The following is a 16,312-nucleotide window of genomic DNA, read 5'->3' as shown; positions in this document are numbered from 1 at the left end:
TCAGCCTTGAAAAAAATCAGTGAACATCGCCAATTGCGCAGGCAACTCCTCCGCCGGGGCCTGCGGGTTGGAGTTCATCATCTCGTTGATGGCCTGCGATGGGTGGGACGACAGCTTGAGAAGACTGCTGGCGAGTAAGGTAACGCGCCGCTTTCGGCGATGCGAAAATTCAAAGAACGCGCAGAAAATCGGGTGAATCCGGTACTCGTCATCCCGCATCTCTGCCTGCGAAGTGGGCTTGGTCTTAGGCGTCACCTCAAACGCCAGATGTGCCGCCCCTTCCTTCAGGGTTTTAGCCACCTTCTCGCAGGTACTGGGCTCGCCGCTCAAGATAAACGAATTCTGCTCCGGTGCACGACCAACAGGGTCGCGCGCAAACTCGAAAAAGATCTTTCCGACGGCGAGAACCAGACGTTTGATCTCCACGCCTTGCTCGCTGAGTCCCTCAAGCTGCGACAGACGCCGCTTTCCAACCATACGTGCAGCTTCGGTTTGTGCGCGCGGCGTCAACACTAGTTCTGCATCTGCATTCCAGCTTTGCAATAGCTGCGCTTGGATCGACTCGTCGATAAGCTCCAGAAAGAATCGGATATTACCCGAGGCCATGGCGAGAAATGTCGACAATCCGGCGTAGTACTTGCGAATCCGCGCGCCCTTTCGTCCCTTGGACAACCAAAAGAGGCTAGCGTATCCGTGATTGCGTAGCCGGACTTCCCACGTTGCCGGGTCAGTCTTCCAGCTCTGGGCGAGGTTCTTTACGGACTCCCCAGAGCTTTCATGCCAATATTGAAGGAAGTAAGATTTCGTCTCGGGCATCTCTGCGAACCAGGACTTAAGTTCGGGCGCCGCATCGACCAAGGCCTCGCGCGCACTGGCGGCGGCGCGATCGCAACCCAGGGCCTCGGCTTCGTGGTCAAACGACATCTCCGGCAGAAAGTCAACGAGTCGCTTTGGCAGCGGTAGCCCCTTCCGGTGCGCCAACCACAAGCGATGCGTTGCCACACTTTCCGCAAACGTATCGAATCCTTCTTCCGCAATCTCCACCAGCAAATAGTCATCCGGGACATTAATCTGATCCCCGCCATCGAGCGTGCGTCTCGTCTTGAGACCCGATTGACGCATACCAAGCTTGTAGGAAATCGGCGGCTCGGAGTGCTTGATATAGGCGTTGATAATGGATTGCTGCTCTTCAGAGAGGTTTTCGTACTCGTCGATGCAACAGAAAAGAAGTTTGCCTTGCAAATATCCTGCCCGCGTCAATTCCTCGGCAAACTGTCGCAATGGTGCGTCGCTCACAGACAGCGTTGGAGCCACGGTTCGGCCGCCGTTGTTGACGAACAACTCGAGCTCGGTCAGTTGCCGTGACAACACCGTTTCGAGGGCTCTTGCATCGCGCACCGCTGACACACCGAAGGTGGCGCCGATGGCTTCAAGGTTCAGCTTGATTTTTGTCGCTTTGTGGACTTCCAGCCAAAGGCTAAGCTGGCACAGTTCGCGACAGAGCAGAATATTGAAGTAGTGTGCGAACGCCCTTTGCCGAGTGGGTTCGTCCAGTTCAGTGACCGAGAACGCCCGAACGCGGTTCTTGTTGACGCGCACGTAGATGCCAAAATACTTGAGTTCCTTCTCCGGTGCCCCATGCGTGCGTGCCTGGCCCGCATCAAACCGCAGGGATCGCAGCGTCGTTGTCTTGCCGGTGCCACGGCCCCCGACCAGGAACGTGGGTCGGTTATTCTCCAACTTGTTCAGATACGGTGGTGGCGTGAACAAGGAGGCGAACTCTGGCGGGGACCATTCCGCGCGATAATCAGAGAATAGCGCAGAGATTTCATCGCGTATGGAATTCATGTGCGTCGCAGAAGTGGAGTCCATCCGTCCCCGCCCTCGGCCCAAAAGATCGGCAGCGTGGAATCCGGAGTTGAATGTTCGAAAGCCAGAAGCAAGCCCAGTTCATGATGCCCGTATTTGCGGCAACCTTCGCTGTCCATATAGGGTGGCACGCGTAGTCGGGGTGCGTATTTTGTGAGCAACGCATCGATTGCTGGAGCAATATCTCCGATCTCAGGGCGCAGGCCGCTGCGCGGTAAATGCGTGACCGTATCGGCGACATCAATCGTATGCGCGGCGGACACTGGTACCGACGGGACGTCGCCGCGCAGTCGATTCAAGCCGTCTTGCGTTGCAACGAGCACCAGCAAGCGCGCGTGACAGCTATTTGCCGCTTCCAGCTGTTCGAAGGAGTAGGGAGCCTGTCGCGCGTAGTCGCGCCCCCACGTCTCGGTCAATTGCGATCCTGAGCCAAGGATGTCGTCCAGGAAAATAACGAGACTGCCATCCTTTGCGCGTGCCAGCGCCCGCTCAGGATCCATAAATTGGGCGTCCGATATCCCTGCCGTCTGTCGGAGCTTTCGACAGAACAGGTTGCCCGAATCGGTGACATTAGGTTCTTCGCCCTCAACACTCGTGAACACCGCGCTGTTGAGTGCAGCGATGGCGCCATCCTTTCCCCTCTTCGCGATCAGACCATCTCGCAGCTGCCGAAAGCTCGAGAGCAACATCTGATCGACCGCTACTGACGAAAAATAGACGAAATGATCCAGCAGGACCGCTGCAACTGGCTTGTCCGATTCCTCGAAATTGGACAACCAGGCTGTCGGCCTCACTATCGGCTCGCGTTGCCATAGGCCGGCATCCCGCAGCCCCTGGCATTTGTCGAGAACAACATCAATGTATTGGTCGGCGCGCATGTCAATCAGATGGTGAAGTTTGAGATTGAAGGTACGCTGAGGTCGGACGCCGCAAACTCGGCCCTGGCGCTGTCTTTTCGCAGGGATTATACGGGCTCGCCAAGATCATTCGACGCGGAAATGTTCCACCGTCTGCCCGGCGTGGATCGCCCGCTGCAGCCAGTCCGGCATGGCGCCGCGGCCGTCCCAGCCCTGCCCGTGCGCGTTGCGGTAGCGCACCGCCCCAGCCAACGTCGCCGGTGGCGGCTCGGCAAAGCAGCCCGCGGCCTGCAGGTCGGCCAAGCTCAGCCCATGCTGGGCCATCTGGATGCGGATCCAGGTAATCGCTTCGGCGCGCTCGATTTCGATCGACTTCATTTTAGGTGCACAGATTTGAGGAGGCTGCGGAGCAGGATCCTGCGTTGTCGTCTCAAAGCCCGTTGGGCCTCAACAGGGTGCCGGCGGATCGCTGGTGTAAAGCAACCTGCTCCCTTGGGGATTGGGGATCACGTGGTCACCCCGCCGCTCAAAAATTAATCAGACCCGAGGAGCCCGCCGGGCATCTGGTCCTCGCGCGATTTGCCCACACAGGTTTATCCTGTGGCGCGGTGGACAAATCCTCGCCTCCTCTCCTCCTCAGGCCGGCCCCGGCTTGAACTTGAACTTGGTTTTGGTCGCTGGCACCTGGCGCCTGGTGGTCGCGATGCGGCGCGTCGCGGTGGCCTCGGCTTGCGCGCGCTCTGCCCGCTGCAGCGCCGCTGCCAGTTCGGCCCGCAGCTCGTCTTGTGCCGCCAGCCCTCGTCCGATCGCCTGTTCCGCATCCGCCAGTTGCCGGCTGAGCGTATCGCGCTCGGCCTGCAGCCGCGCCCGCGCCTCCGCGCCAGCTACGGCGGCCTCCTGCGCCCTCGCCTGCCCGGCCGCCAGTTCGGCGCGCAGATCCGCCACCGCCTGCTCGGCCTTCTGCCGCAGCGTGCGCTCCTGGTCGATTTCGCGCAGCGCGCGGCGCTCGGTGGCGCCGGCGCGCTCCTGTGCCACCACCACCTGCTCGCGGGTGCGCTCCAGATCCGCCGAGAACTGCGTATGCATCTCGCCCAGTTGCCGCTCCAGCGCCTCGACCTGGCGCTTGCTCTCGTCGTGACGCGCCTGCGCGGCCGCGTGGGCCTGGCGCTCGGCGTCCAGTTCCCCTTGTAGCGCCGCGCGCGCCCGCTGGACGGCGTCGAGCCCGGCCTGCACAGCGGCTGTCTCCTGCTCGGCCACCGCCACCGCGGCCCGCGCCTGGTCGCGCTGCGCTTCCGCCTCGCTCGCCTGCAGCCGCGCTTCCGCCCGCAAGGCGGCCAGCTCGCCGCTAGCGGCCTCGTTGGCGGCCTGCCAAATCGACTGCACGGCGTTGGCCGCGATCGCCTTGAGCGCGTCCGGCAGCCCGGGGTGGTCGATGGTCACGCGCATCTTGCCGCGCAGGTCCTGCCAGAACTGCGCCAACACCTCGGTGGGCGTGCCCATGCTGCCCTTTCGTACCAACTGATAGAGCTTGTTGGCGGTAGGCGTGATGCCGTAGCGGAAGAACAGCAAGGCGCAGACCTCCCGGTAGAGCGCGCGGGTTTCGGGGAACTGCGTGCGCAGCACGGCGATGTCGGCGGCGAGCTGGGCCTCGGCGGCGGCGTCGGTGGGCAGGGGCGGCGGGTGATCGAGCGGGCTGGCGGTCATGTTCTACGTGGAACGTTCGGTGAATTTTGCGTATATTACTACGTAATACGTTAAATATATAACTAAAAAGATAAGTCTTTAGACATAAGTGTCATTCTGTCTAGAATTACGGCTACACTCACGTCATGACGCCCACCGCACCGATGGAACCCACCCCGCTCCCCCACACTGCCTTCACCGCCCTGCCGGCCACCCCGATCGAGCGCCTGCGCCTGCCCGCCGCGCTCTCCGGCGCCGCCGGCAGCAACCGGGCGCGCGGCGGCACTCCGCAGATCTCGGCCACTGACGATCTGGCCGCCGTCACCGCCTGGCTGGCACGCTATACCGACACGCCGGCCACGCTGCAGACCTATCGGCGCGAGGTGGAGCGGCTGCTGCTGTGGGCCGTCCTGCAGCACGGCAAGCCGTTGTCGTCGCTCACGCATGAGGACCTGCTGCTGTACGAGCGTTTCCTGGCCGATCCGCAACCGGCCTGGCGCTGGGTGATGGCGTCGCGCAAGAAGCTCGCACGCGGCGCGCCGGACTGGCGGCCGTTCGCCGGCCCGCTCTCCCCGGCCAGCGCGCGGCATGCGATGGTGATCCTCAATACGCTGTTCGCCTGGCTGGTGGACGCCGGCTACCTCGCCGGCAATCCGCTCTCCCTGGCACGCAGCCGGCGCGGCCAGTCCAAGCCCAGGGTCACGCGCTACCTGAGCCACGCCATGTGGCAGGTGGTCAAGGACACCATCGAGGCGATGCCGGGTGCGAACGACACCGCCACCGAGCGCGAGCGGCTGCACGCGGCGCGCTGCCGCTGGCTGCTCACCGTGCTGTACCTCGGCGGCCTGCGCGCGGCAGAGGTGGCCGAGACCCGGATGGGGGCCTTTTTTTGCCGGCGCGACCGGGAGGGCGTCGAGCGCTGGTGGCTGGAGGTGACCGGCAAGGGCAGCAAGACGCGGCTGGTGCCGGCCACCGATGAGCTGATGGTGGAACTGGCGCGCTATCGCCGCGCCCACGGTCTGCCGCCCGCCCCGCACCCCGGCGAGGAGCGCCCGATCCTGCTACCGATCATCGGCAAGGAAAAGCCCTTGTCGCGCGGCGCCCTGCACCTGGTGCTCAAGGAGATCTTCGCGCTGGCGGCCGAGCGCTTGCGCACGCGCGGCCCCGAGTGGGAAAACCGGGCCGAGGTGCTGGCCAGTGCCTCGGCGCACTGGCTGCGCCATACCGCGGGGTCGCACATGACCGACCAGCAGGTGGACCTGCGGTTCGTGCGGGACAATTTCGGGCATGCTTCCATCGCCACGACCAGCGCTTATCTGCATACGGAGGACGATGCGCGGCATGAGGCCACGCAGGAACGTCACCGGATCGGGTGGACGCGCGAAGGGTGACGGGCGGCCATGGTCAATGCCCCGCCGCGGCGTGGGCGGCGAGGCGAATCGCGACGGACTGCTAAAATTGCACGACGTTTTTAATGGTTGGGCATGATGGGCTTCGAACAACTGGCGGCACTGAAGGAACAACTGGCAAAGCAGGCGAAAGCCGCGCCACCGGCCAAGACGCGTCGCGCACCCCCGACGGTTTCGGCCCGCCCAGCGAAACCCGTTAAGCCTGTCGATCCGGTATTGCAAGCCATCGTGAAGCTGCAAAAACGCTTCCCGCAAACCTTTCCGAAGAGTCCGGCACCCAAGGTACCGCTCAAGATCGGCATATTCGAGGACCTCGTCCAGCACGCGCAGGAACTTGGCCTAACGGAGCCCGCATTGCGCGATGCGATCCGCACCTGGTGCCGCGGCACCCGCTACTGGACCTGCCTGGTGGAAGGCGCGCCGCGCGTGGATCTGGCGGGTCAGGAGGCGGGACACGTGGCCCAGGCCGATGAGAAGCGGGCGCAGGGACTGCAAGCCCAACGTTCCGCGCGCGCTGGATAGCGTCAAGCAGGATGCCCAGTTTACAGACAAACATCTTGGCCGCTCGGCCGAGGTGATTATCGCTGGTCAAGTGGTCATGGTTGTCGCTCCATCCGGGTTGTCAGTGGGTAATTGACGGCGGCGCTCCTTCTGTTTGTCGTTGGCTTTGCCACGCCGATAGCTTTCAACATTCAGCTCGAAGATCGTCGAGTGATGGACGAGCCGGTCAATGGCGGCCACCGTCATGCCTGGGTCCGGGAAGACGTCATTCCAGCCGGAGAACGGCTGATTGGCCGTGATCAGGAGACTTCGCCGCTCATACCGCTCAGAGATCAACTCGAACAGGACGCTGGTTTCGGCCTGATCCTTCCTCACATTCGACAGATCGTCTAGGATGCTCAAGTCGAAGCGGTCTAGTTTGGCGAGCGCCGAAGGCAGTTGCAGACTCTGACGAGCAACCTGGAGCTTCTGCACGATTTCGCCGGTGCGCGTGAACAGCACGCGATATACGGCGTCGATCAGGGGGTGTCCGATGGCACCTCCAAGATGACTTTTGCCCCCGCCAGGCGGCCCGAGCAGGAGAATCGTGGCACCTTCTCGAGCCACGAATCGCCGGTGACCAGCGCCAACACGTGCACCCTCGATACCATGGGGACAACGCCGAAGTCGAAGGTGCCGAGCGTCTTGGTCGGATCCAGGCGTGACTCGGTGCGATGACGCTCAATTCTTCGTTGGGCCCGCTCGGCAAGTTCATGCTCGAGTAGTGTTAGTAATGGGAACTACTTTGGCGTCACTCTACGGAACAGTACAGACGGTGCTCGCGACCCGCTTACGCTGTTGCGGGCCCGGGGCTGTTCTCCTTCCTGCTCGCCTTCACGGGTTATGCAGGGGCATTTACGCTGCTCGGCGTGTGCATGTTCGCGTCTAGCCTGAAGCTGATCCGCTTTGAACCGCGCCACACCATCTAGCCGCAACTTCGAGAATATCCGCCGACTGATGAATGACGCCGTTGTGTGACAACACGTCCGACAGCAACACTGAGGTGCGTGGGTCACGAGGTCGCGCGCTGACCAATACGGAGGCCCCCGCCCCCCGCAACTCGGTCTCGGCGCGGGCGGCCTGCGCAGTTTCGACCGCCTGCTGCGCCTCGCGCTTCTGGCACACCACGTCGTCGAGCTGAACGGCGACGGCCGCTTGCCACAGCGCACGTATCGCCTCGGCGATCTCGAGCGGAATGTCGGGCAACGCCAGGTCGGCGAGGCCCGCGCGCACCACCTCGGCCCTCGATCGCGTTGAGCGTGCTCGACAGCATCGCCGGGTCGCCGGCGCCGAGGCGGGCGCACAGCTTGCGCACCGACACCACGTGACGTGAGCGAGCCTGCAACCAGGTGCGACACGCCAGCTCGCCGTACATTCGGCGACTGTGGGGATGATGGGCGTCTCCAGACGTTCCAAACGGTTGTGGACGGCTTGGAACAAGCGCCCGAGTCGCTGGTGCAGATGTTCCGCGGCGGCAACCGCGTAAAACTGTTGGTCGGGCTGATTGCTTGGTGAGTTCTATCTTGGAACCCTACGCACTGCACCCGGACCGTTCAGCCGATTGTCTCTCATTGAGCGCGCTGACTATCGACGCCGCTCGGCATTTCTATAGCGCATTCGGCGTGCCGTGAGCACCGTAGCGTCTTTTAGTGCGAAAGAACATGCTCCCAAATCTCGCACCCGGCTTCAACGGGGTGAGCTTGACCGCTACGGGTCAGCAAGAGGCGGTCGTGCCTACCCGACAGCGGCCATGACGAACCTAGAGATGAGTTCATAGGCGGTACTGTTTACCGCGCTCACGTGCTTGGGCACATGCCGGTTAGTTATCATTTGCGCACGATTGGTGAGATGTAGGACCGTCCACGCGCGCTGCGAAAGAGGCGGCAGAGCGCGGCGTCGCCGCTATCGTCGGCAGCGTCACGGCAATGGTGCCAAATGTCTTCCGAGATGAAGGCCCGGAGCTCAACGGCAGCCGCGAGATAAACAAGCGTTTCTTCCGCATCACCTCTTGTGAGTGCCCGGCGCAATAGCGTGATGGCCACATCGCGGTCATGGTGGCTGACCAGAGGCTCGAACGGCGCCGCCTCAACCATGGCCTCCCGGATCCGGTGCATTAGGCTCTGGCCCATACTTGTCTCCTTTTATCGCTTCCCTGCTCTGCTGCGGGTAACTCCGAAGTATCGGCATCCGACCCTCCTACTGCAATTGCGTAATAATCAGCAAATGATGCGGTTTTCGCATGCACTGCAGGTATCACTCATGAGACGCAACATTCCCAGCACTATTGCGCTGACGGTTTTCGAGGCAGCAGCCCGGCAAGGCAGCTTTGCCCGCGCTGCAAACGAAGTCTGTCTAACCGAAAGCGCAGTTAGCAGGCAAATCGCGACGTTGGAGACTTTTCTCGGCGTGAAGCTCTTTACGCGCGTTCGCAAACAAGTGGTCCTTAACGATGCGGGCCGCCTTTATCTCAAGAACATTGCGCGGAACCTATCTGACATTGAGGCACACACATCGGCACTGATGTCTCACAAGGGCGTCGGCGGGGTTCTGGAACTCGCGGTTATTCCTACCTTCGCCAATAGGTGGCTTCTCCCTCGGCTGCGAGACTTCAAGGAACGGCATCCTGACATCATCCTGAATCTGTCCGAGCGGCCCCTTCCCTTCCGCTTCGACGATACGAACTTTGACGCAGCCCTTAACTTCGATCACCCATCTTGGACCAATGTGGTGAAGGTGGACTTATTTGCCGAGGAGTTGGTCCCAATTCTTAGCCCCCGATACTTCGACGTGGAGTCGTTGTCGACTCCTTCGAATCTGGCGGCGGTCCCACTGCTGCATAAGTCCACAAGGCCGGAGGCGTGGAAGCACTGGTTTGAATTGGCCGGAGTAGCCGACTTCACGCCTGTTCCGGGCATGCATTTCGAGCTATACGGCATGGTGATTGAAGCTGCTCGGGCCGGCTTAGGCGCTGGGCTAGTACCGCGCTTTTATGTGCAGGACGAGATTGCACGCAACGACTTGGTGGTGGCGTTCGACCTGACGCTCAAGCATGAGAAGCGCTACTGTCTCGTCTATCCCGAACGCAAGAAGGACTCGGAACTGGTCCAGGTGTTCCGGGACTGGGTTGTTGGCATTGAGGCGGAATTCAGTGCGAGACTAAAGTAACTCCTTTGTGTGCCCCATACGGCACGTATCGGCCAGATACTTGCGTCGAACGCACGAGTAGTGGAGAAAAACTCGTTTTACGCCCTAGTGGGTCGTCCGGAAAATAACTAGCTCAATAATGCAGAGCGAGTTCAAGATGTTTCTTTCGACCATACCAATGGCGGCGCGGGACCCTATCCTTGGGCTGAACGAGCAGTTTGCCCAAGATCCTCGCAATGACAAGGTCAATCTCGCCGTTGGCGTCTACTACGACGACTCCGGCAAGATACCCCTTCTCGATTGCGTTGCGGAAGCGGAGGCTTCGCTCGTTGCATCCCGCCTTGCCCGAGGTTACCAGCCAATCGACGGGCCAACCGCATTCCAGGATGCCGTGCTTCCCGTCGTGTTTGGGCCAATGGCCAACCTCTCGGATGCGCGCCGAATCGCGACGGTACAAACCGTGGGAGGTACCAGCGCATTGCGGCTGGCGGCAGACTTCCTCAGACAATGGGGGGGTGCTGATCGCGCGATGGTTAGCGACCCCACCTGGGACAATCATCGCGGCGTCCTTGGTGGCGCCGGACTCTATCTGGGTACATATCGCTATCTGTCCGCCGGCGCCAAGACGCCGGACTTGGACGGCATGATTGCAGATCTCTCGTCGGCTGCTCCAGGCAGCGTCGTGGTGCTCCACGCCTGCTGCCACAACCCTACCGGATATGATCTACCAGCAGAAGCGTGGTCGGCAGTCATGGAGACGATTGCGCGCCGACAGCTGATTCCCTTGTTGGACATTGCGTATCAGGGTTTTGGCGATGGGCTCGAGGATGATGCGGCCGTTGTCCGGACCTTCCTTTCGTCGGGTCTGCCCTTCCTGGTTGCCACTTCGTTCTCAAAGAACTTCTCGCTGTATGGCGAGCGCGTTGGCGCCTTGTCAGTCGTCTGCCCCGACACGGAGGCTGCCCCACGCGTTCGCTCCCAGCTTAAGGCCCTGATCCGCACAAACTATTCCAACCCTCCCTCGCACGGCGGTCGCCTCGTAACGACCGTACTGTCAACGCCCGGACTACGAGAGCATTGGCAGGCCGAGTTAGAGTCAATCCGACTTCGCATCCTTCGAGTCCGCCAACATCTGGCCACGGCTCTTCAGTCGTACGGCATCGACAAGGATTTTTCATTCATCACGCGACAGAAGGGCATGTTCAGCTATTCAGGGCTCGACGCGGTGCAGATGCAGCGTCTACGTGAGGATCACGGGATCTATGGCGTAGACACCGGGCGTATCTGTGTGGCGGCTCTGAACAGCCGCAACCTCGAACAAGTTGCCAAAGCGATGGCCTGCGCCTTCCAGGCGCAGGCAGCCGCGTTGAGTTCGTGACAAAACCTCATCTTCTCTGGAGTTCTTCTCGTTTGTCAGCAAGTAGCGCTGCGACCAGAATTACATACAGGAAGCGACAAGTCGCTGACCATCCTACCAATCACAGGGGACACTTCCATGCAATACCAGCTCTTCATCAATAACGAATTCGTCGATCCCGAACAGGGCGAATGGTTCGATTCTCTGGACCCGTACAACGGTGAGCCGTGGGCACAGATCCCGCGCGGCACCCGTGAGGACGTGGACCGTGCAGCGCAGGCTGCGCATGCCGCGCTGAATGGTCCATGGTCAAAGCTCTCCCCCACGACGCGGGGTATGCTGCTCTACAAGCTGGCCGGGCTGATCGAAGAGAACCTCGATCTTCTTACCGAAGTCGAGGCGCGTGACAACGGCAAACTGCGCACCGAAGTTCGGGGTCAAGTCGGCTATGTGGCCAAGTACTTTTACTATTACGCCGGCATGGCCGACAAGATTCACGGCTCCGTTGTGCCGATGGACAAGCCGAAGGTCTTCAACTACACGCGGCAAGAGCCTATCGGCGTAATCGGTACCATTACGCCTTGGAATTCTTCCCTACTGCTGTCCGCATGGAAAGTGGCACCCGCGCTGTGCGCAGGCAACACCATCGTGGCCAAGCCGTCAGAACACACGTCCGTTTCCCTGCTGGAGCTTGCAAAGCTCTTCGTTCAGGCTGGGTTCCCCCCGGGCGTGTTCAATGTCATCACCGGTTTTGGCAAAGACGTTGGCGAGCCGCTGGTCGAGCACCCGCTCGTTCCAATGATCGCCTTTACGGGCGGTGACGAAGGCGGCCGCCGCGTCAACATGGCTGCCGCCAAGCACTTCAAAAAAGTGACTCTGGAACTCGGAGGCAAGTCCCCCAATATCGTTTTCGAGGATGCCGACCTGACCAATGCCGCCAACGGCGTCATTACGGGCATCTTCTCCGCCGGCGGTCAAACTTGCATGGCCGGCTCGCGCCTGCTGCTGCAGGAGAGCATCCACGACGAGTTTGTTGAGCGCCTGATCTCCATTACGAGCAAGGCCAAGCTGGGAGATCCATCGCGCTCCGATGTCCAAGTGGGCCCTGTGGCGACCCGCCCCCAGTTCGAGAAGGTCGTCGACTACATTCGCATCGCAAAGGAGGAAGGTGCGACGTGCGCATTCGGTGGCAATGTACCCACCGGACCTGAATATGGCGCGTGCCAGTTTGTGGAGCCCACCATCTTCACGAACGTAACGAACAACATGCGAATTGCGCAGGAAGAGGTGTTCGGTCCCGTGCTGTCGGTGCTCAAGTTCAAGGACGAAGATGACGCACTGCGTATTGCCAACGATATCCGCTTTGGCTTGGCAGCCGGGGTATGGACGAAGAGCCTGCACCGCACGATGTACATGTCTGAACGACTGCAAGCCGGCACAGTTTGGATCAACAACTATCGTTCTACCAGCTTCACGACGCCATTTGGCGGGTACAAAGACAGCGGCCTGGGTCGGGAAGGCGGAATCGAAGCGGTAAAGGAATTCCTGGAGACCAAGAGCGTCTGGATCTCCACGGACCTGGAAATGCCGGACCCGTTCATTCGCAAGTACTGAACCCCTTCGAGAGGAGACATATCATGAGCACTGCAAACAGTGCCGCGCGCTTCGATGTAGTGGTAATCGGCTGCGGCATCTCTGGACTCTCTGCCGCTGTGGCTGCAGCCAGCCAAGGCGTAGGCGTGGCGGTTCTCGAACGTGCCACGTGCGAAGAATTCGGCGGCAACACACGTTGGACAGAAGCTTACTTCCGCATGAAGAGCGATTCGGAAGTCAGCGACGATTTCGATGAGTTGCTCAGCGCCAATGCAGGTGACAATCTTGATCCTAACGTGATTCGAAGCATGGCCGCGCCGTACGAAGACTGGCCCCCGTACGTCAAGGCCCACGGCATGCCGGATCCGGAACTGCTCTCGACGTTGTCATGCGAGGCGGGACCCACTGTGCAGTGGCTGCAGTCCTTTGGCATTCGCTTCGACGCGCTGCCAACGTACTTTGTCACTGCTGCTGCACCGCGATTAATGCCGGTCGGTGGAGGGCTTGCCATGATCGAAGCCCTGCACGCGCACGCTTCCGATCTTGGCGTGAAATTTTTCTACGAAACCACGGCCACACGACTGGCGCGACGCGATACGAGTGGCGATCTTCGTTTGAGCCTTGTCGATGCGCAAGGGGATGCGTTTGAGCTGCTCGGCCGCAACGTAGTCATCGCCTCGGGCGGCTTTGAGGGCAATCAAGAGATGCTGACCCAGTATCTCGGCCATGCAGCCAGATACGTCCGACCGGTGGCGCGGGGCGGGTACTACAACAAGGGCGAGGGCATTCGGATGGCGTTGGACCTCGGCGCGGCGCCGGCCGGGGACTTTAGCTCTTTTCATGCCGAGCCCCTCGACCCTCGATCAGCTCAAGTCGAGGCGCTGGTCATGAATTTCCCCTACGGGATCCTTGTCAACAAGCTTGGTCAGCGCTTTACTGACGAAGCGCCGGGCCCCGTCGACGTGCACTATGACCATATATCGCGAGCCTTCAAGGACCAGCCCGACGGCCTTGCCTACGTAATCTTCGATGAACGAATCAATGACGTGCCAAATTGGAAGAAGGGCATACGCACCGATCAACCACCGTTGCGAGGGGAGACAATCGCCGAGCTGGCCGCTAAGTGCGGCATCCCACCAGATGCCCTTGAGCGAACCGTACAGTCGTATAACAGCGCCTGCCAAGCTGGCGAGTTTCGTCCCCTCGAGGTCGACAACCTCAGCACCGTCGGCATTGTGCCGCCCAAGTCAAACTGGGCACGCCCGATTGACACCGGCCCGTACTTCGCCTACCCGATCATGCCTGGCATCTGCTTTACGTTCGGCGGCATCAAGGTCAATCGCAATGCACAAGTCGTAGACTCTGATGGCAAGGCGATTCCAGGGCTTTATGCCGCTGGGGAAGCGTCGGGGCTCTACTACCAGGTTTACACCGGCGCCACTTCCGTGATGCGTGGCGCCGTGTTTGGCAAGCTCGCCGGCGAACATGCGGCCGCACAGTCGAAAAAGCGTTGATATCGATGTGGTCCCCACAGCCGTTTTAGGACGGCTGCTCCCAGAACACAAGCTACCAAAAGTAGCGAGAGACAATCATGAAACTCGGAACTCAGATTCCACGGCTCACCGGAGTCGTGCGGGCAGGCACGCGTGTAGCCACGGCAGCCCTTGCCTTCGTTGCGACCCTTAGTGCCTCGCAGCCGGCCCTTTCCCAGCCTGGCTGGACTCCTAACAAGCCCATCCGTCTGGTGGTCCCCTATGCGCCTGGTGGCGGGACCGATGTCTTGGCCCGGTTAGTAGTTTCCGGCATCGGAAACAACCTCGGGCAGGCAATTGTGGTCGAGAACCGGCCCGGCGCGAACGGCGTCATTGGTGCCAACGTGGTCTATGGATCGCCGGCAGACGGCTACACGCTTCTGTTTGCTGCGGCTGACTTCATCTCCGTGGCACCGCACATTCACAAGAAGGTGGTGCAATTCCAGCCCAACGGCTTCCGTCCCGTTGCCCCCGTGGCAAAGATGGGATTCGTCTTGGCGAGCAGGCCTGACGCTGACACAAAGACTGTGCAGGATGTTGTCGCGAAAGCCAAGAAAGGCTCCCTCTCTTATGGGCACTGGGGACCGGGCAGCATGGCGCAGATGGGCATGGAGCTTTTGAAAACAAAAGCTCAAATTGACAACATGCTCGAAGTGCCCTTTGGAGGCGCGGCGCCCGTCATGACCGCAGTCATGGGAGGCCAAGTCGATTACGCGTTTATCCCGACGCCACTGGCAGTTGCCAACAAGACCAAACTGCGACTGTACGCTCTTAGTTCTCCAGAGAGGTTTCCGTCGATCAAAGACGTCCCAACTCTGACGGAAAGTGGCTATGCCATCGATGCCGATACTTGGTTCGGCATACTGGCGCCGCCGAACACGCCGCAAGCGGTTGTGGATGCGATTCAAGTCCAAGTCGCCCGGGCCACCAGCCAACCCGAGTTCCGAGCGCGAATGGCGGACATGGGTTATACACCGATCACTATCGACCTCAAAAAGTTTGGCGAATTTGTTCAAGCCGAGAACCAACGTTGGGGAGCCGCCGTCAAGGCCGCTCGCATTCGCGTGGAAGAGTAAGTGTTGCAGATCACTAATTCTGCGAATGGTGCGTACTAATATTTTATTAGGTCAACCCTATTCTTCCTATGTGCCTTCGGATCCGAGCAGAGACATCCTGATTATGAGAGCAGTCCAAAACACGCCGCAATGAAAAAGCCCCGCGCGGCGCGAACCGGCGGGGGCCGCGCGTGGATCTGGCGGGGCAGGCGGCGGGACACGTTTCACTGGCGGATGCGAGCCGGGCGCAGGGACTACAAACCCAACGTGCGGCGCGTGCGTTATCTCAACCCGCAGCTGCGCCGGAACCCAACTGATCCGTCGTGGGGTGCGCGCACCTGCGCGGGTGTCGTGCGCCGACGAAGCACGATCCGGCATCGCACTCCTGCGCTGGATGACTGGGATCCAATGCTCCCTGTAGCTGCCACGGATATCACCCCAGCCCCCTCGTCGCGCCCGCGCTTCCTGCTCCCGGTCTTGCCCTACGCGCCTCACATGCACCTGGACGCTCGAGCTCGGAAGTTGCCCTCCTCCCCGAACCACATCGCCCCAAAAGATCCGCGCCAATCGGTATGACGTCACGCTGGCGCACCAACCCTGGAGCCCGCTCCACTGGGGAGGAAGGAAGAGCACTCGTTCGGATGGGAAGCCCGTAACCATGGAGCAAACCCACATGACGCAGGATGCGGTTTAGTTGGACTCCGGTGCCGGTACTCCCACAGAACATTCACGTTCGTGAAAGAACCCACTTCCCCCGATGCCCGCCGGCGCAAGTTAGTTCTTTTGGTACAGCGGACGGCTCGCCCCGTCAGTTCAGGAGAAGGCCGTCGGCGCCAATACAGAAAACTGCAGCGCCGTCTATGCCTTCGCCCTGTTCGCACCTCGTCACCAAGTAGTGCATGGCGTAACTCCTTGAGCAACCTTGATGAATTGACATGCTCTTTGCCTCTACCGCCCGCACGCCATGAAGCATCCGCTTCCACTGAGTTTGAGCGCCCACGCGCCCGCGCTGCGACAATTCAGATTGTGCCGACGTAACCAACGGAGAATCCACTGGAGTTCAAACCGCTACAGCGACGATGAACGACCGGATCACGAAACTGAGTCTTTCTGGCGAGCCCTAAAGTCCGCCCAAAGTGGCAGTGGGATTCCCTTTTCCATAGTCTTTCGAGGCTCCCCACCTTAGACTGGCGGCATGCTTTCGCTCGTCGGTGTATATTCCATCCGCTACAATTAGCCGGCCTAAAACCGACTCAGCGTGCAGCTACACGCT

At 60.7% G+C, this 16,312-nt stretch carries 13 protein-coding genes and 1 pseudogene; 7 read left to right on the top strand and 7 right to left on the bottom strand.

The window, feature by feature from the left end:
* The 4 genes from AC1RQC_RS29540 to AC1RQC_RS29525 all read right to left on the bottom strand — a co-directional run bounded on the left by AC1RQC_RS29540 (position 1) and on the right by AC1RQC_RS29525 (position 4,430).
* The gene (locus tag AC1RQC_RS29540; RefSeq protein ID WP_492885426.1) at positions 1-1,848 is read right to left on the bottom strand and encodes an ORC-CDC6 family AAA ATPase; all 1,848 of its coding nucleotides are present in this window, start codon (positions 1,846-1,848) and stop codon (positions 1-3) included.
* Positions 1,845-2,747: a phosphoribosyltransferase-like protein gene (locus AC1RQC_RS29535; RefSeq protein WP_492885424.1), complete on the bottom strand. Its 903-nt coding sequence runs from the start codon at positions 2,745-2,747 to the stop codon at positions 1,845-1,847. Before AC1RQC_RS29535 ends, AC1RQC_RS29540 begins: the two co-directional genes overlap by 4 nt.
* Positions 2,748-2,852: 105 nt before the next feature.
* The gene (locus tag AC1RQC_RS29530; protein ID WP_492885422.1) at positions 2,853-3,104 is read right to left on the bottom strand and encodes an H-NS histone family protein; all 252 of its coding nucleotides are present in this window, start codon (positions 3,102-3,104) and stop codon (positions 2,853-2,855) included.
* Between the two features lie 258 nt (positions 3,105-3,362).
* A complete protein-coding gene (locus tag AC1RQC_RS29525; protein WP_492885420.1) occupies positions 3,363-4,430 on the bottom strand; it encodes a DNA-binding protein in 1,068 nt (355 codons plus the stop codon).
* A 143-nt stretch (positions 4,431-4,573) separates the two neighbouring features.
* Here AC1RQC_RS29525 and AC1RQC_RS29520 point away from each other — a divergent pair, with 143 nt between their 5' ends.
* A complete protein-coding gene (locus AC1RQC_RS29520) occupies positions 4,574-5,800 on the top strand; it encodes a tyrosine-type recombinase/integrase (RefSeq protein ID WP_492809097.1) in 1,227 nt (408 codons plus the stop codon).
* A 93-nt stretch (positions 5,801-5,893) separates the two neighbouring features.
* Positions 5,894-6,340: a ProQ/FinO family protein gene (locus AC1RQC_RS29515; RefSeq protein ID WP_492808992.1), complete on the top strand. Its 447-nt coding sequence runs from the start codon at positions 5,894-5,896 to the stop codon at positions 6,338-6,340.
* Positions 6,341-6,406: 66 nt separating this feature from the next.
* Here AC1RQC_RS29515 and istB read toward each other — a convergent pair.
* From istB to AC1RQC_RS29500, 3 genes and pseudogenes are all read right to left on the bottom strand, one after another.
* Positions 6,407-7,083: pseudogene (gene istB, locus AC1RQC_RS29510) on the bottom strand (IS21-like element helper ATPase IstB); the annotation flags it as partial.
* Between the two features lie 160 nt (positions 7,084-7,243).
* Positions 7,244-7,594: a hypothetical protein gene (locus AC1RQC_RS29505; RefSeq protein ID WP_492808990.1), complete on the bottom strand. Its 351-nt coding sequence runs from the start codon at positions 7,592-7,594 to the stop codon at positions 7,244-7,246.
* Positions 7,595-8,184: 590 nt separating this feature from the next.
* Positions 8,185-8,487 (bottom strand): hypothetical protein, encoded by a 303-nt coding sequence (locus tag AC1RQC_RS29500; protein ID WP_492808989.1) that lies wholly within the window; start codon positions 8,485-8,487, stop codon positions 8,185-8,187.
* 130 nt (positions 8,488-8,617) lie between these two features.
* On the opposite strand from AC1RQC_RS29500, the gene AC1RQC_RS29495 reads away from it, so the two are divergent.
* The 5 genes from AC1RQC_RS29495 (at position 8,618) to AC1RQC_RS29475 (ending at position 15,060) form a co-directional block, all read left to right on the top strand.
* Positions 8,618-9,523, top strand: coding sequence for a LysR family transcriptional regulator (locus AC1RQC_RS29495; protein WP_492808987.1), 906 nt, complete (start codon positions 8,618-8,620; stop codon positions 9,521-9,523).
* A gap of 136 nt (positions 9,524-9,659) precedes the next feature.
* On the top strand, positions 9,660-10,880 hold the full coding sequence (locus AC1RQC_RS29490; protein ID WP_492808985.1) for an amino acid aminotransferase: 1,221 nt from the start codon (positions 9,660-9,662) through the stop codon (positions 10,878-10,880).
* A gap of 117 nt (positions 10,881-10,997) precedes the next feature.
* Entirely contained in the window at positions 10,998-12,473 is a 1,476-nt protein-coding gene (locus AC1RQC_RS29485) for an aldehyde dehydrogenase (protein WP_492808983.1), read from the top strand.
* A 23-nt stretch (positions 12,474-12,496) separates the two neighbouring features.
* The gene (locus tag AC1RQC_RS29480; protein WP_492808981.1) at positions 12,497-13,966 is read left to right on the top strand and encodes an FAD-dependent oxidoreductase; all 1,470 of its coding nucleotides are present in this window, start codon (positions 12,497-12,499) and stop codon (positions 13,964-13,966) included.
* Positions 13,967-14,043: 77 nt separating this feature from the next.
* A complete protein-coding gene (locus AC1RQC_RS29475) occupies positions 14,044-15,060 on the top strand; it encodes a Bug family tripartite tricarboxylate transporter substrate binding protein (protein ID WP_492808979.1) in 1,017 nt (338 codons plus the stop codon).
* Positions 15,061-16,312 lie beyond the last annotated feature (1,252 nt).

The organism is Cupriavidus sp. GW822-FHT03E04 (assembly GCF_058801495.1).
This window is presented reverse-complemented; position numbering and strand designations above follow the sequence as displayed.

Excerpts from the sequence above, each read along its gene's own strand:
- AC1RQC_RS29540 (WP_492885426.1), bottom strand. The coding sequence starts at position 1,848 with ATGAATTCCATACGCGATGAAATCTCTGCGCTATTCTCTGATTATCGC.
- AC1RQC_RS29535 (WP_492885424.1), bottom strand. The coding sequence starts at position 2,747 with ATGCGCGCCGACCAATACATTGATGTTGTTCTCGACAAATGCCAGGGG.
- AC1RQC_RS29530 (WP_492885422.1), bottom strand. The coding sequence starts at position 3,104 with ATGAAGTCGATCGAAATCGAGCGCGCCGAAGCGATTACCTGGATCCGC.
- AC1RQC_RS29525 (WP_492885420.1), bottom strand. The coding sequence starts at position 4,430 with ATGACCGCCAGCCCGCTCGATCACCCGCCGCCCCTGCCCACCGACGCC.
- AC1RQC_RS29520 (WP_492809097.1), top strand. The coding sequence starts at position 4,574 with ATGGAACCCACCCCGCTCCCCCACACTGCCTTCACCGCCCTGCCGGCC.
- AC1RQC_RS29515 (WP_492808992.1), top strand. The coding sequence starts at position 5,894 with ATGATGGGCTTCGAACAACTGGCGGCACTGAAGGAACAACTGGCAAAG.
- AC1RQC_RS29500 (WP_492808989.1), bottom strand. The coding sequence starts at position 8,487 with ATGGGCCAGAGCCTAATGCACCGGATCCGGGAGGCCATGGTTGAGGCG.
- AC1RQC_RS29495 (WP_492808987.1), top strand. The coding sequence starts at position 8,618 with ATGAGACGCAACATTCCCAGCACTATTGCGCTGACGGTTTTCGAGGCA.
- AC1RQC_RS29490 (WP_492808985.1), top strand. The coding sequence starts at position 9,660 with ATGTTTCTTTCGACCATACCAATGGCGGCGCGGGACCCTATCCTTGGG.
- AC1RQC_RS29485 (WP_492808983.1), top strand. The coding sequence starts at position 10,998 with ATGCAATACCAGCTCTTCATCAATAACGAATTCGTCGATCCCGAACAG.
- AC1RQC_RS29480 (WP_492808981.1), top strand. The coding sequence starts at position 12,497 with ATGAGCACTGCAAACAGTGCCGCGCGCTTCGATGTAGTGGTAATCGGC.
- AC1RQC_RS29475 (WP_492808979.1), top strand. The coding sequence starts at position 14,044 with ATGAAACTCGGAACTCAGATTCCACGGCTCACCGGAGTCGTGCGGGCA.